Source organism: Actinacidiphila guanduensis (assembly GCF_900103985.1).
Classification (GTDB): domain Bacteria; phylum Actinomycetota; class Actinomycetes; order Streptomycetales; family Streptomycetaceae; genus Actinacidiphila; species Actinacidiphila guanduensis.
In genome coordinates this window covers 47,067-66,480 of record NZ_FNIE01000002.1, presented here as the reverse complement: position 1 = coordinate 66,480, position 19,414 = coordinate 47,067, and the positions used below count along the sequence as shown (strand labels likewise).

Here is a 19,414-nt window from a genome sequence, read left to right as displayed (position 1 = left end):
GAGATGGCGCGACGCCGCACCGAGCTTGTCAAGGCAGACGCCGAGAACCGGCTGCCTGCCCCCGCGGCCCCGCCGGTGGGCGGGATCGAGATCCTGGAGCCGGCCGGGCACGAGGCGGCCGTACCGGAGGGGGCCGAGCTGATGACCGGCCCCGGCGGCCCGCCCGCCGAGCGGCCCGAGGACGTGCTCGCCGAGCCGCCCGACGCGCGGGACATCAGCGCGGAGCTGGCGGCGCCGCCGCGGCGCAAGCTGCCCTGGCTGACGCTGGTGCTCTCCGCCTGCGTGGTGGCCGCGGCCGCCTTCTCCGGCGGGGCGCTGGTGGAGAAGCACCACCTGAACGGCACGTCCTCCGGCGGGCGCGGCGGCTTCGCGGCCGCGGCCGGGGGCGGCACGGCCGCGGCGGGCCGCGCGGGCGGCGGCCGGGGCTTCGGCTTCGGCGGCGGCGCCGGTGGCACCGCGGGCGCGGGTTCGGGCACCGGTACCGGCGGCGGGCAGATCCCCGGCGTGACCATCGGCACCGTCAAGCTCGTGGACGGAAAGACGATCTACGTCGCCGACGCCCAGGGCAACATCGTCAAGGTCACCACCGGCGCCGGCACCAAGGTGACCGAGTCCAAGAGCGGCAAGGTCTCCGACCTGAAGGCCGGGCAGAGCGTCACCGTGCTCGGCAGCGCCGGCTCGGACGGGAGCGTGGCGGCCACCACCGTCACCGAGGGCAGCGGCACCGGCGGCTTCGGCGGGTTCCGCGGCTTCGGCGGTGGCGGGGGTGCCGGTGGCGCCGGCGGCGGTTCGGGCACGGGCGGCTGACACCTGGTTCACAGCATCACGACGTACGGTGCCGCCACCCGCCCCGCGCGGGCGGCCCACCGCATCCGACCCGGGCCGGGAGGAGTCCATGGACGCACCCGAGGCCAGCCTGCTGGTCGTCGATGACGAACCGAACATCAGGGAGCTGCTCTCGGCCTCCCTGCGGTTCGTCGGCTTCAAGGTGGCCTCGGCCGCCACCGGCGCCGACGCGCTCGCCGCCGTCGCCCGCGAGCGGCCCGACCTGGTCGTGCTCGACGTGATGCTGCCGGACATGACCGGCTTCGCCGTGGTGCAGCGGCTGCGCGAGGAGTCGGGACCGCGGCCGCTGCCGGGCGCCCCCGACCGGCTGCCGGTGCTCTTCCTCACCGCCAAGGACGGCGTGGAGGACAAGATCAGCGGGCTGACCGCGGGCGGCGACGACTACGTCACCAAGCCGTTCAGCCTGGAGGAGCTGATCGCCCGGATCCGGGCGATCCTGCGCCGCACCGGCGGCCCCACCGGCGACGGGCGGCTCGTCGCCGGCGACCTCGAACTCGACCCCGTCGGCCACCAGGTGCTGCGCGCCGGCCGCCCGGTCTCCCTGTCCCCCACCGAGTTCAAGCTGCTCGCCTACCTGATGGCCAACGCCGACCGGGTCGTCTCCAAGCTGCAGATCCTCGACCACGTGTGGGCGTACGACTTCGGCGGCGACCTCAGCATCGTGGAGTCCTACATCTCCTACGTCCGCCGCAAGGTCGACTCGGGCGCGGACGGCACGGCGAAGCTCATCCACACGGTCCGCGGAGTCGGCTACGTCCTCCGCCGCCCCCCGCTCCCCGCCCAGGCCTGACCGATGACGACGCCTGCCGGCGGGGCTGTCGGAACGAGCGGCGCGCGCCGCGCTGAGCACGGGGCCCCGGGTTTGCCTGCGGCCGGCATGCCGCCTGTCCCGGCGGCTGCGGGCGAGCCTTCCCTGGAGAGCGAGCGGAGCCGTCCGCACGAGACGGCGGACAGGCGGACCGGGTCGGTGGCCGCGGGAGCGGACGGGTCCGAGGAGTTCCGGCGGCGGGTGGAGGGCGCGGTGCACGGCTCGGCGGACGGGCAAGGACAAGCGTCCGCGCCGGTGGCCGGGGAGTGAGGGGTGGGGAGCGCGGCGGGCGAGTCGGTGGGTGGGTCGGGAGGAGTGGCCGGGGAGCTTCCGCGGCGGGTGGAGGGCGCGGTGCCTGAGCCGGTGGAAGGGCCGGCGGTCGGGCAGGGAGGGTCCGGGCCAGTGGACGCGGCGCCTTCGCGGTGGGTGGATGGCGCGGCACCTGGGGCGGTGGGGCAAGGTCCCGTGGGCGGGGTGGGGGCGTCGGCTGAGGGTGTTCCGCGGGCGGTGGGGGGCGCGGTGCACGGGTCGGCGGGTCCGGGAGGGGGCGGGCCCTTGGGCTCGGGAGCCCCGGGAGCTACCGGGGCCGAGGTGGGGCCGGCGGTGCCGGCGGCGCCTTCGTATCCGGCGCCGGGTGCCGGGGGGCGGGGCGAAGGGTTGGGGCGGCGGTTGCGCCGGGTGCGGTGGGCGGCGGTGCCCTTGCGGACGCGGCTGGTGCTGCTCTGCCTCGTACTGGTGCTGCTGGGGCTCGCGGTCAGTGACACGGTGGTGCTCGGGTCCGTACGGGGGCAGCTGGTGCAGCGTGCGGACCAGCAACTGCAGCGGTACGGCGACCCGTTGGCGCGGCGGCTCGGCACGGACGGGGTGCCCGCGCAGCGCTACCTGCCACCCGGACCGGGGACGCCCGGCGGCGACCGCTCCGGCGGCGCCCGGCCGTGGCTGCCGAGCCAGTTCGTCGTGGCCTTCGCCGGCGCGGACGGCCGCCTCGCCGAGCAGTTCCGGCTGCCGGTGGCCGCCGACGACCCGCGGCCGCTGTGGCCGCGGATGGACGCCGCCGAGCTGCGGGCCCGGATGGACAAGCCCTTCGACGTCGGCAGCGACCACGGCGGGGGCCGCTGGCGGGTGCTGATCGTGCCCGTCACGCCCCAGCCGGGCGCCGCCGTCACCCGCGACGGCACCCCGGCGGCGGACCTGCCGGCCGGCGTCGTGGTCGCCACCTCGCTCGACGACGTCTCCACCACGACCAGCCGGCTGAGCCGGGCCTTCTGGATCATCGGCGCGGTGGTCGCCGCCCTGCTCGGCCTGGCCGGGTGGTTCGCCGTACGGGCCGGGCTGCGGCCGCTGCGGCGGATCGAGGCCACGGCGGCCGAGATATCCGCGGGGCAGCGGCTGTCGCACCGGATGCCCGACGCCTCGCCGCACACCGAGGTCGGGCGGCTGTCGGCCGCGCTCAACGGGATGCTCGCGCAGATCGAGTCGGCGTTCGCCGCGCGGGCGGCCTCCGAGGAGCGGATGCGGCGGTTCGTCGCCGACGCCGGGCACGAGCTGCGTACGCCGCTGGCGGGCATCCGCGGCTTCGCCGAGCTGTACCGGATGGGGGCGCTTCCCGACGAGGCCGACGTGAAGCGGACGATGGCGCGGATCGAGAGCGAGGCCGTACGGCTCGGCGGGCTGGTGGAGGACCTGCTGACGCTGGTGCGGATGGACGAGCAGCGGCCGCTGCAGCTCGCCCCGATGGACCTGCGCACGCTCGCGGTGGACGCGCTGCACGACACCACCGCGCTCGACCCCGCGCGCACGGTCACCCTCACCGGGCTCAGCGGCCCCGGCACCGCGCCGGGCCCGGCGCCCGTTCTCGGCGACGAGGCGCGGCTGCGGCAGGTGGTGGCGAACCTCGTGGGCAACGCGGTCGCCCACACCCCGCCGGGCAGTCCGGTGCGGATCGGTGTCGGCACGCGCGCGGGCCACGGCGTCCTCGAGGTCGCCGACCAGGGGCCCGGCCTCGCGCCCGACCAAGCCGCGCGGGTCTTCGAACGGTTCTACCGGGTCGACGCGTCGCGCTTCCGCGGCAAGGGGGGTGGCGCGGGGCTCGGTCTCTCCATCGCCTCGGCGCTCGTCGCCGCCCACCACGGCACGGTCGAACTCGACACGGCCCCCCACCGCGGCTCCACCTTCCGCATCGTCCTCCCCTCCGCCCGCACCTCACCTTGAGCCCTAGCCTTGAGCCTTACGGGGCCGCCTTGAGCTTTACGGGGCGGCTATGCGCCGTTGGGCTCCCCTCTCGTCGCCGCCTGCCGCGGCGATTGGGCTGGCCGCGCAGTTCCTCCCCCAGAGCTCTTCGCCAGGGGTACCCCCAGCGCCCCCACGAACGGCAACCCGCCGCTGGAGCTTCTCCCCTTCCCGGCCTCAGGCCGGTCAGTGGCTGGTCGCGCAGTTCCCCGCGCCCCTGAGGTGCTTGCCCTTCGCACGAAGGGCGAGGTTTTCAGGGGCGCGGGGAACTGCGCGGGAAGAGGCCACCGGCCTCAGGACGGCATCGGACCCCCGTGGGGCAGACGGGAACCCGAAAGGGGCGCTGGGGGTACCCCCAGGCGAAGCTCTGGGGGAGGAACTGCGCCCGCAACCGGCCACCGGGCGGCACCCGGCGGCGTACGGGAACCCCCGCGGTGGGATGCCGCCCCGTAGCCCGATCGCCGCGGCAGGCGGCGACGAGACGGGAACCCCCGCGGCGGGGAGCCGCCCCGTAGGTCAGGCCCGGCGGGCCCGGCGCGCTGCCACTATCGCCGCGGCGACGATCAGCGCGGCGGTGGCGCCCGCCACCGCGGGTGGGGGGACCCGGCGGGAAGAGGAGGAGGCCGCGGGTCCGAGGCGGGCCCGGTGGGAGCCGGACTCGACGGAGAGCGGGACGGTCGGCGTCGGCTCGGAGGCGCCCCCGGGGCGCAGACGGGAGGCCGCCTGGGTCGCACGGGTACGCGTCTGCGCGGCCGCCTCCTCCGCGCGCGAGCGCGTCTCGGCCGCGGCCTGCGTGACACGGCTGCGCGTGTGGTCCTGGGCCTCGCGCAGGCGCGCCGCCGTCTCCCGCGCCTTCGCCTTGGCCCGCGCGGGCACGTCCACCTTCGCGGCCAGCTCCTCCACGGTCTGCCCCAGCGCCTCGCGCGTCCGCGCGATCTGCTGCTCCAGCTCGGCGAGCTGCGGGTCCGTACGGCTCATCGCTTGGCCCTCTCCTTCAGGATCACCAGGTCCTGGTGCACGCTGTCCACCGCCTCGCCGGGCACCGGCGGCACCGCCCGCTTCATCTGGCGCCGCCCGAGCAGCGCCGCGATGCCCGCGACCAGCAGCAGCCCGCCGGCGATGATGAGCGCGGCCGCCCACAGCGGCAGCGGTATCGCCACGGCCACGATGGCCGCCGTGATCATGGACGCCAGGGCGAAGAACGCGAGCAGCCCGGCGGCCCCGAAGAGCCCGCCGCCGACACCGGCCTTCTTCCCCTTCTGCGCCAGCTCCGCCTGCGCGAGCTTCATCTCCTGCCGGACCAGCTCGGAGAGCTGCTCCGTGCCCTCCTTGACCAGGGTGCCCACCGACCGGGCCGACCCGTTTGCATGCGCCACGTCCGTCACCTCCGCAACAGGGGGTCCCTGTCCGTGCGGGTTGCCCGCTTCGCGGATCGGAAACCCGGCGCCGCCGGTGGAGGGGCGTACGCTCAGGAGTGAAGCACTCAAAAGGTGCGAAAGACGCGGAAGGCGAGGCGAGCCATGACGCTCCACGGCTCCGACGCGGTCCATCGCCGCGCCCTGGTCCTCAGCGAAGTCGCGGCCGAGGGCACCACCGGCCTGAAGCGGGTGCTGCGCCGGGCCGTCTCGGGCGACGAGGACGCCGCCGCGCTCCCCGTCGCGTCCCTCGTGCGGGCCGTGCGGCCGCTCACCGCGCTCGACACCTACTCCCTGCTGCGGTACGCGCACATCCGTGAGTCCGATCTCGCCGGTGAGATATCCGCAGGCCAGCGCGTCGCACTTGTCGCGGTGATCGACCGCATCGCGCATCTGCCGCAGGTGCGGCCCCCGGCGCCGTAGCGCTCGGGCGGGGACGTAGGGTCGGGGGCATGGAGAAGCGCGTATTGGGTCGCACCGGGCGGGACGTCTCGGTGGTGGGTCTGGGCACCTGGCAGCTGGGCGCCGACTGGGGCGAGGTCCGGGAGGAGGACGCCGTCGCGGTGCTGGACGCCTCCGTGGCGGCGGGGGTCACCTTCTTCGACACCGCCGACGTCTACGGCGACGGCCGCAGCGAGCAGCTGATCGGCCGCTACCTGAAGTCCCGGCCGGACGCGGACATCTTCGTGGCCACCAAGATGGGCCGCCGCATGGACCAGGTCCCCGAGAACTACGTGCTGGACAACTTCCGCGCCTGGAACGACCGCTCGCGCGCCAACCTCGGTGTCGACACCCTCGACCTGGTGCAGCTGCACTGCCCGCCGACGGCCGTCTACTCCAGCGACGCGGTCTACGACGCGCTGGACACTCTCGTCGCCGAGCAGCGCGTCGCCGCCTACGCGGTGAGCGTCGAGACCTGCGCGGAGGCGCTGACCGCCATCGCCCGCCCGGGCGTGGCCAGCGTGCAGATCATCCTCAACCCCTTCCGGCTCAAGCCGCTGGAGGAGGTGCTGCCCGCCGCCGCCGAGGCCGGCGTCGGCATCATCGCCCGCGTGCCGCTCGCCTCCGGCCTGCTCACCGGCAAGTACACCCGCGAGACCGTCTTCCCGGCCGACGACCACCGCAGCTACAACCGGCACGGTGAGGCGTTCGACCAGGGCGAGACCTTCTCCGGGGTGGACTTCGAGACCGGCCTGGAGGCCGCCGCCGAGTTCGCCGCGCTCGCCCCCGAGGGCGCCACCCCGGCGCAGACCGCGCTGCGCTGGATCATCCAGCAGCCCGGCGTCACCTCGGTGATCCCGGGCGCCCGCTCCGTCGCCCAGGCCCGCGCCAACGCCGAGGCGGCCGCCCTGCCCGCGCTGCCGCCGGCCGTGCTCGACGGGGTGCGCGACCTGTACGACCGCCGCATCCGCGCCCAGGTGCACCACCGCTGGTAGCAGGGGCCGGCGCCGGCGGCCGGCGCCGCGGTTGAACGTGCCTGCCGGGGCCCGGCGATCCGTACCGTATGCCACCGGGGTGTGACGGTCCGGGCGGGGTGGGCCGGGCCGTGCCCCGCCCCCGGCCGTCGCGCCCGGTGCCATACGGTACGGGCGTGACGACCTTCGCTGAGAACCACGCCGACTTCCCCGGGGCGAGCGGCCCCCACGCCACCACCGAGGCCGATCCGCGCGAGGTGGGCCGGGTGCGCACCGAGTACGCGCCCGCCCACGACGGCGACCCGGACCCGGGCGAGATCGTGTGGACCTGGGTGCCCTTCGAGGAGAACGACGGGCGGGGCAAGGACCGGCCGGTCCTCGTCGTCGCCCGCGAGCCGCGCGGCACGCTGCTCGCCGTCCAGCTGTCCAGCAAGCGGCACGACCACGACCGCGAGTGGGTCGCCATCGGCGCCGGCCCGTGGGACCGCGAGGGCCGCGACTCCTGGGTCGCCCTCGACCGCGTGATGCGCCTGCACGAGCAGGGCATGCGCCGCGAGGCGTGCGCGCTGGACCGCGGCCGCTTCAACCTGGTGGTGAACCGCCTCAAGGAGCTCTACGGCTGGAGCTGACCCCGGCCGGCGGAACGGACGGCGCCGCGCCTCGGCGTAGGGCCGGGTGCGGGGGCGTACGGCTGCTCACACCAGCTCACGGCTGTTCACGTCAGCTCACGTCAGCTCACGTCAAAGGGCCCGGCCCCCCTCACGGGGAGCCGGGCCCTTTCCGGTGGTCACGCCTTGCGGGACGCCCGCGAACGGGCCGGCTTCGCCGGGGACTTCTTGACGTCCTTGGCCGCGCCCGCCGTGGCCGCCGCGGGAGCGTCCGCCTCGTCCTCGGCCTTCCCGTCGGCCTTCTCCTCGGCGCTGTCCGACGCCTCGGCAGCGGTGCCGTCCGCGGTCTCGACCGGCTCCGGGGCCGCGTCCTCCGGCGCGCTCTCCGCCTCGGCCGTCGCCTCAGCGTCCGGCGCGGATTCCGTCTCCGCCGACTCGTCGGCCGCCGTGTCCTCGGACCCCTCGGCGGCCTCGGCGTCCTCGTCCTTCGGGGACTCGTCCTCGAAGTGCCGGTCCAGGACGGCGTCCAGGTCGGCGGCCCACTGCTTCAGGGTGCCGCGGGAGGGGGCGTCGACCTGGGCCTCGTACCAGCGGCGCTCGGTGGTGTAGACGGTGACGGTGAAGCGGCGGCCGAAGCGCGGGGTGTCGATCTCGACGGCGCCGAGTTCGTCCCAGCGGAAGTCCGCCTCCTCCTCGTCGAGGCGGAAGCGGACGCCCTCGCTGTCGACGGTGATGGACGCGCGGCGGTCCGAGCACACGAAGTCAGGCTCCGGCTCCTCCTCCTCGGCGGTGTCGGTGGCGTCGCCGCTCCCGGTCTTCTCGGCGTCGGCGTCGTCCGCGGTGGCTGCGTCCTCCGCGGCCGCCACGGCGCTCCCGGTCGGCTGCTCGGCCGACTCCTCCTGGTGCTCCGGCGCCGCTTCCTGCTCCGGCGCGGTCTCCGCGGCCTCCGGGGCGGCCTCGTCCGCCGCCGCGGCGGGCGGGGGCGTGAGGCCCGGGATGTACGCCGGGTCGACGCCGGCGGCGGGCACGGACGGGGTGATCGAACCTATGCGCTGCTCCACGGCAAGCAGTATGGCCGATGAAGCTGTGCCGACCCCTGCTGAACCAGGTAACAACATGGCTGCCGTTGGGTTTATGCCCGCCGTATCCGGTGCGGGTTGCGGAGGGGGCGGATGGTCCGGGTGATGTTCCACGTGGAACATCACGCCCCAACCGGGCGTCAGCGGACGACGCCTGCCGCGCGGGCGGCCCGCAGCCAGGCCGGGAAGCCGGCCATCAGGCAGTCGTAGAGGTCGGCGTCGCCGCGCTCGCGCGGGTCCTTGCCCGCGGCGAAGAACCCGGCGTTGTCCAGGGCGCGGTCCTTGAGGGTGTCGAGGGCGCAGGAAGCGCAGGCCGCGGGGGTTGCCGAAGCCGACGAACTGCCAGTAGATCGGCAGTTTGCTGCTCTGCTGCAGCAGCCGCTTGGTCTCCGAGCGGTCGAAGGGCTCGCCGTCGGTCTGGAACACGACGAACGCCGGGTCGGTGGCGCCGCAGCCGCGGTAGTGCTCGATGACGGCCTGCATGGCGGGGGCGTAGGCGGTGCCGCCCCACGGGAGGTTGCGGTGCACGGCGTCCAGGCGGCCGTGGTGGTTGTCGAGTGAGATCTCGGAGACGAGGTTGACGCTGCTGCTGAAGAAGACGAGGGGGACCACGCCGTCGTCGTCCAGGTTCGCCGAGAGCCCGAGCACCTGCTCGGCCAAGTGCTGCATGGTGCCGCGCCGGTAGTAGCTGCGCATGCTCGCGGAGTGGTCCATCACGAGGTACACCGCCGCCCGCTGCCCCGTGATGCCCTGCTTCTGCAGCGAGATCCCCGCCTGCTTGTACAGGTTCACCAGCGCGGGGGCGGAGCGCTGCACCTTCTCCAGGCTGATCGCCGGGGCGGCCGCCTGCGGCACGTGCGGCTGCGGCGGCTGGGGCGCGTACGGTCCGCCGGCCGGCGGCACTGGCGGGGGCCCGTACGGGCTTGCGGGGGACGGGGGTCGCTGGGGCGGGTACGGCGCAGGAGGTGCCGGGGGCGCGGCGGGGGGTGGGGGCAGGGGGGCCGCGGCCGCTCCCGAGGGCGGGGGCGCCCAGCCCTGCGGCCCGGTGGCCGTCTGCGGGGGCCCGAACCCCTGCCCGCCGGCGGGTGGCACCGGTGCGTACGGGCTCGGCGGCACCGGCGGCTGCCCGTACGAGGGCGCCGGGTCCCCGGCGGACGGCACTGGGGCACCACCGGCGCCGGGCGGGCGACCCGCGGACGATCCGGCCGCGGGCGTCCGCGGCTCGCCGTTCACGCCCGGACCCGGCGTTGCCGCCGCGGACGGCACCGGGGCAACACCGCCGCCCTGCCCGCCGGGTGCCGGTGCCTCGTCCACCGTCACGCCGAAGTCGCGGGCCAGGCCCGCCAGGCCGTCGGCGTAGCCCTGGCCCACCGCGCGGACCTTCCAGCCGGGGCCGCGGCGGTAGAACTCGGCGACCACGACGACGGTTTCGCCGAGGCGGGCGGGCGGCGGGGTGAAGGTGACGGCGGCCTGGCCCGAGGTGACGGCGGCGTGCAGGCCGCTGCCCGCGTCGAAGGTCGTGCCCGGGCGGTTCGCGTCCACGCTCGCCACCACCGCCACGGTGTGCACCGCGGCGGGCAGGCGCGGCAGGTCCAGGCGGACGGTGCCGCCGGCGACCGTGACGCCGTCCTGCGCCGGGTGGTTGTAGAAGACCAGGTCCGTGTCCCCGCGGACCTTGCGCTCCGCGGTGAGCAGCACCGCGGAGACGTCGATGGCCGTCCCCCGGGCGGTGACCTCGGCCCGGGCCTCGGGGCCGTCGAGTGCCGCGTTGCCGCCGGGTGTGAGCGCGATACCGCCGTCCATGGTCCAACTCCCCCTGTCGCCCGGAATGTTCCGCTCCTGCGCCGCCGTGCCGGGGCGGAGGAACTTCCCATTCTTGTCACACCTCGCGGCTCCGGGGCGGTTCCCGGTCCCGAATATGTGATGATCACGGGGTGAGCACACGGTGGGGGAGCACCCACGGCCGTCTCGTCCGGGCCGCACCGGTCGCCGCGGCGGCCGCTGCCGCCCTCGCCCTCGCGGGCTGCGGCGCGCACACCACCCCGGGCGCCGCCGCGCCGTCCGGGCCCGCGACCTCGTACCCCCCGCGCTCCGCGACCCCGCCGGGCATCGCACAGTACCCCGGGCCGCCGGTCGACGAGCCGACCGGGACGGCCGGACTGCCGTGCCCCGCCTCGGGGTTGCGCGCCGCGCTCGGAGTGCCCGACGCGGCCATGGGGCTGCGCGCGGTGACGGTCAGCCTGACCGACTGCGGCACCGCGCCCCGTACCATCAGCGGCTACCCGCGGCTGCGGGTGCTCGGCCGTGACGGGCGCGGGCTCGACGTCGAGGTGCACCACGGCGTCACCGTCACCGGCGGCATCGACGACCCGGCGCCCACCACGCTGACGCTGCGGCCGGGCGAGCGGGCGATCACGGCCCTGGTCTGGCGCAACCTCGTCACCGACTCCACCGTGACCGCCGTGACCGGCACCGCGGTGGAGCTGACGGTCGCGGGCGCCCCGCAGAAGGTGCCGCTCACCGTGGACCTCGGCACCACCGGCACCCTCGACGTCACCGCCTGGCACCACCCCGACGCGACCGAGGCCCGGCAGCCGACGGACCCGCCGAGCAGGCCCTGACCCCTTCCGGGTCCGGGCGCTGTCCGACGGGTCCGCACGGCAAGGGCAGCGGACGGCCGCAGACGGCTGCGGCCGCTCACAGCCGAGGGGGCCTCGCGGCTACTCGACCTCCACCCAGTCCAGGGTCCGCTCGACCGCCTTCTTCCAGCCGGTGTAGCCGTGGGCGCGCTGCTCGTCGCTCCACTGCGGCTCCCACCGCTTGGACTCGTGCCAGTGGGCGCGCAGTTCGTCGGTGTCCTGCCAGAAGCCGACGGCGAGGCCGGCCGCGTAGGCGGCGCCTAGCGCGGTGGTCTCGGCCACCACCGGGCGGCTGACCGGCACGCCGAGGATGTCGGCCTGGGTCTGCATGCACAGGTCGTTCGCCGTGACGCCGCCGTCGACCTTCAGCACGTCCAGGTGCACCCCGGAGTCCTGCTCCATCGCCTCCACCACGTCGCGGCTCTGGTAGCACATCGACTCCAGCGTGGCCCGGGCCAGGTGGCCGTCGTTGTGGAAGCGGGCCAGGCCGACGATCGCGCCGCGGGCGTCGGAGCGCCAGTAGGGCGCGAACAGGCCGGAGAAGGCCGGCACGAAGTAGATCCCGTCGCTGCCGTCCACGGTGCGGGCCAGCCGCTCGCTCTCGGCGGCGTTGGTGATGACGTGCAGCTGGTCGCGCAGCCACTGCACCGCCGAGCCGGTCACCGCGATGGAGCCCTCCAGCGCGTAGACCGCGGGGGCGTCGCCGAACTTGTAGGCCACGGTGGTGATCAGGCCGTGCTCGGAGCGCACCGCCTCCGTACCGGTGTTCAGCAGCAGGAAGTTGCCGGTGCCGTAGGTGTTCTTCGCCTCGCCCGGGGTGAAGCAGACCTGGCCGACGGTGGCCGCCTGCTGGTCGCCGAGCACGCCGGCGATCGGCACCTCGGTGCTGGTGGGGCGCGAGGCGCGGGTCTTGCCGAACGCCTCGGGGTGCGAGGAGGGGTTGATCTTCGGCAGCATCGCGCGCGGGATGCCGAAGACGCCCAGCAGTTCGTCGTCCCAGTCCAGCGTCTCCAGGTCCATCAGCATGGTGCGGCTGGCGTTGGTGACGTCGGTGGCGTGGATGCCGCCGTTGGGGCCGCCGGTGAGGTTCCACAGCACCCAGGAGTCGGTGGTGCCGAAGACCGCGTTGCCCGCCTCGGCGGCCTCGCGCACGCCGTCGACGTTCTCCAGGATCCACTTGATCTTGCCGCCGGAGAAGTACGTGGCCGGCGGCAGGCCGGCCCGCTGCCGGATCAGGTCGCCGTGGCCGTCGCGCTCCAGCGCCTTGGCGATGGAGTCCGTCCTGGTGTCCTGCCAGACGATCGCGTTGCCGTACGGGCGCCCGTTGCGCGGGTCCCAGACCACCGTCGTCTCGCGCTGGTTGGTGATGCCGATGGCGGCCAGGTCGGCCGCGGTGATGCCCGCGTTGCGGATCGCGGTCTGGATGACGACGTTGGTGCGCTCCCAGATCTCGGTCGGGTCGTGCTCGACCCAGCCGGGGCGCGGCAGGTACTGGGTGTGCTCCAGCTGGTGCCGGGCCACCTCGTTGCCGTCGTGGTCGAAGATCATGAACCGGGTGCTGGTGGTCCCCTGGTCCACCGCGCCGACGAAGTCCGGCATGGTGTGCTGCCTCTCGTGGGTCGAGGTAATCGGGCGCGCGGACGGGACCGTCCGCGGCTGGGCGCGCGCCGGGTGGGGCGCGCGCGGGAATGCGGGCCGCTGCGGCGCGGGCCCCGTCCGGTGGGTACGGCGCGGGGCCCGGGCCGGGCCCGGTGCTCAGGCCTCGTCGGGGATCGGCGCGCGGCCGGGCGGCTCGGGCGCGGCGGTGGGCAGCCAGAAGCCGACGAAGAGCTTGTAGAAGATGCCGCCGACGATGCCGCCGACCAGCGGCCCGACAATGGGCACCCACCAATAGAGGTTGCCCCATTGATCTCGCCATGCGGTGCCGTAGCCGGTGATGTAGCTGGCCAGCCGGGGACCGAGGTCACGGGCCGGGTTGATGGCGTAGCCCGCGTCGGTGCCCCAGGCCATGCCGATCGCGACGACCACCAGGCCGATGATCCACGGGCCGAGGTTGGCCCGCGGCGGGTTGTTGAGCACGTCCGTGATCGCCAGGATCAGGATCAGCAGGATCGCCGTGCCGATCACCTGGTCGCGGAAGGCGCCCCACTCGTGGATGCCGGTGGCCGGGTTGCCGTTGCCGGGCAGCGTGGAGAACACCGTCTGGGTCTTGATGGTGTGTCCGGGATCGGCCCGCGCCAGGACCTCGGTGTAGTTCCACCGCACCAGCAGCGCCGCCACGAAGGCGCCCAGGAACTGGGCGGCCCAGTACGGCACGATCTTCTTCCAGGAGAAGCCCTTGAAGACCGCGAGGGTGAGGGTCACCGCGGGGTTGAGGTGCGCACCACTGAGTCGGGCCGCGGTGTAGACGCCCAGCGTGACGCCCAGGCCCCAGGCCCAGGCGATGCTGTCGTGGTTGCCGAGACCGCCCGGCGGGACGGTCAGGGCGCCGCCCGCGACCACCTGGGCCACGACACCGACGCCGAAGAGGATCAGGATCATGGTGCCGGCGAACTCTGCGGTCAGTTCGCCGAGAAGCCCTGATCTGAGGTCACGTTCCGCCATGGATGCCTGCTTCCCGCCGGCTCCGTGCGGGCCGGCTGTGGCTTGTCACGCGCTTGTGCTCCATTCACGGAAGCACGGGGTGGCCCCTGGGGGCCTGTGAGGCTGAGCCGTTCGGGGGTGCCTCGGATACGGCGGTACGTCAGTTCGGTTCCCGCTGCGAGGTTTCCTACACGTTTCGCGCGTTGACGCGTGCCGGACAAAATCGGCGATGATCCGGACACATCCGGCGGGCAACCGGGCCGGATCGAAAGAACGCTGAAGAACGCCGAAGAACGCCGAAGGACACCGAAGAGCATCGGAGAGAACCGGCGGGCGCCCGGACACGCAAGAGCGCCCCCGCGGCCGGCCGGCCGCGGGGGCGCTCCTCGCGCGAGAGGTCAGTTCTGGTACGGGTTCGCGCCCTGCTGCTGCGGCTGCTGTGCCGGGGCCGCGGGGGCGGCGATCTGCGCCTGGAGGGCGAGGGCCTGCTCCTTGGGCACCTGGCTCTGGGCGCCGCAGAAGGTGCACTGCGTCGAGTACTTCGTGCTGATCGGGAAGAGCGGGATGAAGAACAGCGTGAACTTCATGACCCGCTTGCGCAGCGCGTGCGCCGCGGGGTTGCCGCAGCGCCCGCACAGCAGTGTCAGCATCGCCAGCTGGTAGATGTAGCTCCTGGTACCCCAGATGATCATGATGGGTTCCTCCCGCCCCTCGAGCCCCGCCCCAGCGGCGGACTCCGTGCGAAGCAGAGTGTGCCGCACGGAGATGTCAGTCCGACCCGGGGGCAGCCCTTTTACCCAGCGCTTTACCCACCGTCAGGTCGGAGGCCGGCCGCCGGCCCGGGGCGCGTGGTGCTGGTGGTGCCGGCGCTGCTCATGGGGCCGTCGCCGGGCGGGGCGGGGCCGGCTCGTGGTGCACCGGCAGCGGTGGCGGCGCGGTGCCCGGCGGCGTCGTGGCGTAGAGGGCCAGCGCCAGCGGGCGGACGCTGGACAGGCGGTGCTCGCTCTCGTCGGGCGCCTGGTCCGGCAGGTTCGCCACCAGGTCGCGGCGCAGCAGCGGTTCGGCGGCGCGGATGTGCGAGCGGACCGTCTTGGTGGCGATGCCCAGCTCCGCCGCGGCCTGCTCGAACCGGCAGCCGTGGCCCACCCACACGCGCAGCGTGCGCAGCAGGTCCCTGCGGTCCCCGGCCAGCGGCCGCAGCGCCTTCTCCGCCCAGCAGCGCACCTCGGGTGCGGTCAGCAGCGCGTGCAGGCCCGGCCCCTCGGGCGCCGGGCCCACCCCGTACCGCCCGACGACCTGCGCGGCCAGCGACAGCACCACCCGGTGCAGGATCAGCTCGTGGTCCAGCCCCACCGCGTCGAAGACCTGCTGCACCCGGCGGGTGACCGTGTTGCGGTGCACCCCGACCACCCGGGCGGCCGCCGACCTCTCGAACTCCACGGCGAGCGCGGCCGTCTCCAGGATCTGCCGTCCGCCGCGCGGCATCGCCAGCACCGGCCGCAGCAGCCGGATCGCCCAGGCCCGGGTCTCCTCCGGCGGCAGCACGTCCAGCACGCCGGTGGTGCGGGAGGCCGTCGCGTGCCGGGCGGGGGTGCGGGCGGCCAGTGCCAGGGCGTCCATGGCCTCGCCGTACGCGTCGGCCACCGCCTCCATCGGGTGCGGCAGGCTGCCGCCGAGCATCACCCGCTCCTGCGCGAAGACGCCGAGCAGCCGCAGCAGCGCGGGCTCGGGGTCCCGGCCCGGCAGTTGGGGGGCGACGATGATGACGTGCCGGTTGAACGCCGGGCAGCGCACCGGCAGCGCCGCGTCCCGCAGCGCCCGCTCGGCCTCGGTGAGGACCGCGTCACGGGGGGCGCCCGCGCAGTCGATGATGTAGACCCGCGCGGTGTCGCTGTCGAGCAGGTCGCCGGATATGCCCTGGATCACCCGCTGGGCGGGCACCGGGTGGCCGCTCATGAGCAGTTGGAGCGCGGAGACCCGCACCCGCCGCACCGCTTCGTCCACCGCCTGCCCGGCCTGCCGCTCGCCGAGCCCGGCCAGGGCGAGCCCGATCGCCTTGGCGGTGTAGGCGGCCAGGCCCCGGTCGGGTGCCGCGGCCGGGCGGTCGGTGGCCACCAGCAAGGTCGCGTCGCCGTTCAGGGGTATCGCCAACCGCCCCTGCGTGTCCGCCTCTTGATCCCGTGGCGGGCGGGCCTCGGGGGCCGCGGCGAGCACGCCGCCGGCGCCGCGCACCAGCACCTGGGCGTCGAGCTGTTCGGACAGGTAGGCGGCCAACTTCCTTACGGTGCCGCGCTCGTCGGCGGCCGCGCCGCCGGTGCCGGGCGCGGGCAGCCGGTCCAGCAGCCCGGCCAGCCGCGCGTACTGCCGCTCCAGCAACCCGGCGCGCAGGGCGGCGACTTGTGGGGCCAGAACCTCCCACTCGGCGAGGGTGCGGCCGGAGGCGAGCAGCGGCAGGCCGGACTCTTTTGCCGTCGCGGCCAGTTCGGTGGCCGCTGGGTCGTCCGGGGCGGTCCCGGCCAGCACCAGGCCCGCGGCGCCGCTCTCCGCCAGAATCCGCACCAGGCGGGCGACTGCGGGGTGTTCGAGACCGGGGCCGACGACGACCAGGGCCCCCTCGCAGCCGCCGGCGGGCACCTCGGCCCCGGCCAGGACCAGGGCGCGCTCGAGTTCGCGCTCCCCGCCGACGACGACGGCGGCGCCGAACTCCTCGTAGCCGGCCAGATCCTGCGACGTCAGCACGGTCAGCACGTCATCCCCCGGGGTGTGCGGGTCTTCGCGGGGTCCCCGCGGGTTCGCGGGACGCCCGCCGACCGGCTGCGCCCACCCCCGGCCCGGGGGCGCGGGACATTCCGGTCGGGCGTGCACCGTACAACACGCCGTGTCGGCCCGGACACGAGCGGGAGCGGTCGAAGATGACGGCCGGAGCACCCTCCTTGCAGGGGCAGCCGATCGGGGCGGCCGCCCGCGCGGCCATGAGCGCAGGCGCGCGGGGAGGGGCGGCAACGGGCGAACACGCAGCGGGACTGCGGCCGATGGGGCGGGTACCGCGCAGGGCGGGTGGGCAAGGCGCTTGCGTCGAGGGTGCGTTCCGGGGTCGGTCCGCGCCCGGGGCTCTTCACCAGGGCGGGCAGCCCGTCGGCCCCGCGGTCCGGCGAGGACGCGCGGCTGCCCGATTCGCCGCGGGCAGTCGGCGAGGGCGTCGGCCCGCGAGGTGAGCGGCGTGGGGCGGGCGCGCGCCAGGAGGTGCCGGGCGGGCGCAGGCGTCTGCGACGGAGCGTGTAGCGGGGCCCGAGCTACGCGGTGCCGGGCGGGCGCAGACGTGTGCGGGGAGCGCGCGGCAGGGCGCGCGCCAGGTTGTGTCGGCCAGGCATGGGCGTCTGCCACGAACCGTGGAGCGGGGGCGCCGCCATCCTCCCCCGTCGGATGGCGGCGCCCGGTCCGATGTCCGGCTGCACAGTGGGCCGACCGTGCAGCCGGATGGCGGCGGCGAAGGACCTCCGCGCCCGAGCGACCGGAGGCCCCCCTCCCCTCGGCGTGGCCGTCCCCCGTTCCGGGCCACCGGTCTGACGTCACCGTACGGCCCGATCGGCCACCCCACTACGTCACCGGTGCACCAATTGCCGCCCGCGACCTGCCACCTGTGCACCATCGCGGCCCGCGCCGGTCGGCCGGCGCCGTGGCGGGTGCGGTGGGCCGGGCCGGAGCGGGCACCATGGCCTGCATGAACACCGCGTCCGCCGAAGCCCTCAGCGCCCTCCTGCTCGCCCTGGTGCTGGGGTGCGCGGTGGTGCGGCCGTGGGGGCTGCCGGAGGCGGTCGTCGCGGTGCCGGCGGCCGCGATCGCGGTGGGCACCGGCGCGATCAGCCTGGACCACGCACGCGACGAGGCGGCCCGGCTCGGCCCGGTCGTCGGGTTCCTCGCGGCCGTACTGGTGCTGGCAGCGCTGTGCGACGAGGAAGGACTGTTCCGGGCGTGCGGCGCCTGGGTGGCGCGGGCCGCCCGCGGCAGCACCCAGCGGCTGCTCGGGCAGGTCTTCGTCCTGGCCTCGGTGATCACCGCGGTGCTGAGCCTGGACGCCACGATCGTGCTGCTCACCCCGGTGGTGTTCGCGACCGCGGCCCGCCTCGGCGCCCGGCCCCGGCCGCACGTCTACGCCTGCACGCACCTGTCCAACACCGCGTCGCTGCTGCTGCCGGTCTCCAACCTGACGAACCTGCTCGCCCTCGCCGCGAGCGGCCTGAGCTTCACGCGCTTCGCGGCCCTGATGGCGCTGCCGTGGCTGGCCGCGATCGGCGTGGAGTACGTGGTGCTGCGCCGCTTCTTCGCCGGCGACCTGGCCGCGGGCGCCGACCCGTCGGCAGCCGGCACGGCCGACGCGGCGCACGAGCGGCCGCCCGTCCCGCGGTTCGCGCTGGCCACGGTCGCCGGCACCCTGGCCGGTTTCGTCGTCGCCTCGGCCTTCGGCGTCAACGCCGCCTGGGCCGCCTTCGCCGGGGCCGCCGTCCTCGCGGTGCGCGCCCTCGTACGGCGCCGCACCACCCCGCGGAAGCTGCTGGCCGCCGCCTCGGTGCCCTTCCTGGCCTTCGTGCTGGCCCTCGGCATCGTGGTGCGCGCGCTGGTCGACCACGGGCTCGGCACCGCCCTCGGCCACGCGGTCCCCTCCGGCACGGGCCTGCCCGCGCTGTTCGCGCTGGCCGGCCTCGCCGCGCTGCTGGCCAACCTCATCAACAACCTGCCCGCCGTGCTGGTGCTGCTGCCGCTGGCGGCGCCGAACGGCGAGGGCGCCGTCCTGGCGGTGCTGCTCGGCGTCGACATCGGCCCCAATCTCACCTACGCCGGCTCGCTGGCCACCCTGCTGTGGCGGCGGATCGTGCACGAGCACGACAGCGAGGTGGCGCTGGGCGAGTTCAGCCGGCTCGGCGCGCTCGCCGTGCCTGCCGCGCTCGCCGTGGCGGTTCCGGCACTGTGGCTGTCGCTGGCAGTGTTCTAGCAGTGCTCCAACACCCCCTCGCTCCGGCCGAGGAGCGAAGGGGCCGAAGCCGACGCCCCATCAGTTGCCGCGGGGCCCGCACACCATGGGAGGCGGATACGGCGTGACGACCGTGATCGCGTGGATCGTCGAGGCCACCTGGCCGGCCTGCGTCGAGGCGGTGCGCAGGCACGCGCCGGACGACGCGCGGGTGGTGCTGCTGCACGTGCCCGACCCCGAGGCGCCCGCCGCCGCGCACGGCGCCTTCGCCGGGCTGCTCGGCCGCGGCGGCGGCCACGACCCGGGCGCCGCCCTCACCGAGGCGGCCGCCGCCTCCGGCCGGGACCTGCTGGCCGCGGCTGCGGAACGGCTGGGCCGGCCGTGCGAGACGCGGCAGCGCACCGGCCGCGTGGAGCGCGAGGTGGTGGCCGCCGCCGAGGGCGCCGACCTGCTGGTGCTCGCCCGCGACGGCGACCGCACCCGGCTCGGGCCGCACAGCCTGGGCCCGCACAGCCGCTTCATCGTCGACCACGCGCCCTGCCCGGTGCTGCTCGTCTGGCCGACCGCCCACCCGCCGAGCCCCGCCGACATCCCGCCGCCCCCGGACCACCCCGGCCATCCGCATCGGCCGCACCACCCGCATGATCCGCATCAGCCCCCGCCCCCACCCCCGCCGCCGCATCGGCCTCCGCCCCCGCCGACACCCTGAAGGCGCCCTGAAGGCGCCCTGAACCGACTCCGAACCGACTCCGAACCAGCCCCGAATCGGTCCTGAACCCGTCCCGAACCACCCCCTGCACCCCCGAACCAGCCCCCGAACTCG

General features: G+C 75.4%; 16 protein-coding genes and 2 pseudogenes. 9 read left to right on the top strand and 9 right to left on the bottom strand.

Annotated features, from left to right (window positions below):
- The first annotated feature begins 3 nt into the window (after window positions 1-3).
- The 3 genes from BLR33_RS03550 (at window position 4) to BLR33_RS03535 (ending at window position 3,865) form a co-directional block, all read left to right on the top strand.
- On the top strand, window positions 4-807 hold the full coding sequence (locus BLR33_RS03550) for a hypothetical protein (protein WP_176930109.1): 804 nt from the start codon (window positions 4-6) through the stop codon (window positions 805-807).
- 88 nt (window positions 808-895) lie between these two features.
- A complete protein-coding gene (locus tag BLR33_RS03545) occupies window positions 896-1,636 on the top strand; it encodes a response regulator transcription factor (RefSeq protein WP_093782791.1) in 741 nt (246 codons plus the stop codon).
- 711 nt (window positions 1,637-2,347) lie between these two features.
- Entirely contained in the window at window positions 2,348-3,865 is a 1,518-nt protein-coding gene (locus BLR33_RS03535) for a sensor histidine kinase (RefSeq protein ID WP_093782789.1), read from the top strand.
- 534 nt (window positions 3,866-4,399) lie between these two features.
- Here the strand turns inward: BLR33_RS03535 and BLR33_RS35830 are convergent.
- Both BLR33_RS35830 and BLR33_RS03525 read right to left on the bottom strand, forming a co-directional pair.
- Window positions 4,400-4,861: a DUF3618 domain-containing protein gene (locus BLR33_RS35830; protein WP_093782788.1), complete on the bottom strand. Its 462-nt coding sequence runs from the start codon at window positions 4,859-4,861 to the stop codon at window positions 4,400-4,402.
- Window positions 4,858-5,259, bottom strand: coding sequence for a phage holin family protein (locus tag BLR33_RS03525; RefSeq protein ID WP_245771136.1), 402 nt, complete (start codon window positions 5,257-5,259; stop codon window positions 4,858-4,860). Before BLR33_RS03525 ends, BLR33_RS35830 begins: the two co-directional genes overlap by 4 nt.
- A gap of 144 nt (window positions 5,260-5,403) precedes the next feature.
- On the opposite strand from BLR33_RS03525, the gene BLR33_RS03520 reads away from it, so the two are divergent.
- The 3 genes from BLR33_RS03520 to BLR33_RS03510 all read left to right on the top strand — a co-directional run bounded on the left by BLR33_RS03520 (window position 5,404) and on the right by BLR33_RS03510 (window position 7,342).
- Window positions 5,404-5,721 (top strand): hypothetical protein, encoded by a 318-nt coding sequence (locus tag BLR33_RS03520; protein WP_143031617.1) that lies wholly within the window; start codon window positions 5,404-5,406, stop codon window positions 5,719-5,721.
- Between the two features lie 29 nt (window positions 5,722-5,750).
- Window positions 5,751-6,734, top strand: coding sequence for an aldo/keto reductase (locus BLR33_RS03515; protein WP_093782785.1), 984 nt, complete (start codon window positions 5,751-5,753; stop codon window positions 6,732-6,734).
- Window positions 6,735-6,889: 155 nt separating this feature from the next.
- Window positions 6,890-7,342, top strand: coding sequence for a type II toxin-antitoxin system PemK/MazF family toxin (locus BLR33_RS03510; RefSeq protein WP_245771135.1), 453 nt, complete (start codon window positions 6,890-6,892; stop codon window positions 7,340-7,342).
- Window positions 7,343-7,500: 158 nt separating this feature from the next.
- Here BLR33_RS03510 and BLR33_RS03505 read toward each other — a convergent pair whose 3' ends face one another.
- The 3 genes and pseudogenes from BLR33_RS03505 to BLR33_RS35570 form a co-directional block, all read right to left on the bottom strand.
- A complete protein-coding gene (locus BLR33_RS03505; protein ID WP_176930108.1) occupies window positions 7,501-8,382 on the bottom strand; it encodes a hypothetical protein in 882 nt (293 codons plus the stop codon).
- A gap of 158 nt (window positions 8,383-8,540) precedes the next feature.
- A pseudogene (locus tag BLR33_RS35575) lies at window positions 8,541-9,255 on the bottom strand (VWA domain-containing protein).
- Window positions 9,256-9,735: 480 nt separating this feature from the next.
- Window positions 9,736-10,203: pseudogene (locus BLR33_RS35570) on the bottom strand (TerD family protein); the annotation flags it as partial.
- A 131-nt stretch (window positions 10,204-10,334) separates the two neighbouring features.
- Between BLR33_RS35570 and BLR33_RS03495 the strand changes: the two are divergent.
- Window positions 10,335-11,021 carry a DUF4232 domain-containing protein gene (locus tag BLR33_RS03495; RefSeq protein ID WP_107408835.1) on the top strand — a complete coding sequence of 229 codons (687 nt, stop codon included), beginning with the start codon at window positions 10,335-10,337 and terminating at the stop codon, window positions 11,019-11,021.
- Between the two features lie 99 nt (window positions 11,022-11,120).
- On the opposite strand, the gene glpK is transcribed toward BLR33_RS03495, so the two are convergent.
- The 4 genes from glpK to BLR33_RS03475 all read right to left on the bottom strand — a co-directional run bounded on the left by glpK (window position 11,121) and on the right by BLR33_RS03475 (window position 16,361).
- Window positions 11,121-12,638, bottom strand: a complete 1,518-nt coding sequence (glpK, locus tag BLR33_RS03490) for a glycerol kinase GlpK (protein WP_093782782.1) — start codon at window positions 12,636-12,638, stop codon at window positions 11,121-11,123.
- A gap of 156 nt (window positions 12,639-12,794) precedes the next feature.
- A complete protein-coding gene (locus BLR33_RS03485) occupies window positions 12,795-13,643 on the bottom strand; it encodes an MIP/aquaporin family protein (protein ID WP_093782781.1) in 849 nt (282 codons plus the stop codon).
- Window positions 13,644-14,020: 377 nt separating this feature from the next.
- Window positions 14,021-14,314, bottom strand: a complete 294-nt coding sequence (locus tag BLR33_RS03480) for a zinc-ribbon domain-containing protein (RefSeq protein ID WP_093782780.1) — start codon at window positions 14,312-14,314, stop codon at window positions 14,021-14,023.
- A 181-nt stretch (window positions 14,315-14,495) separates the two neighbouring features.
- Window positions 14,496-16,361, bottom strand: coding sequence for a helix-turn-helix domain-containing protein (locus BLR33_RS03475; RefSeq protein ID WP_143031616.1), 1,866 nt, complete (start codon window positions 16,359-16,361; stop codon window positions 14,496-14,498).
- Between the two features lie 982 nt (window positions 16,362-17,343).
- On the opposite strand from BLR33_RS03475, the gene BLR33_RS03470 reads away from it, so the two are divergent.
- On the top strand, window positions 17,344-18,612 hold the full coding sequence (locus BLR33_RS03470; protein ID WP_093783234.1) for an SLC13 family permease: 1,269 nt from the start codon (window positions 17,344-17,346) through the stop codon (window positions 18,610-18,612).
- A gap of 103 nt (window positions 18,613-18,715) precedes the next feature.
- Window positions 18,716-19,300, top strand: a complete 585-nt coding sequence (locus BLR33_RS03465) for a universal stress protein (protein WP_407639627.1) — start codon at window positions 18,716-18,718, stop codon at window positions 19,298-19,300.
- Window positions 19,301-19,414: the final 114 nt, after the last annotated feature.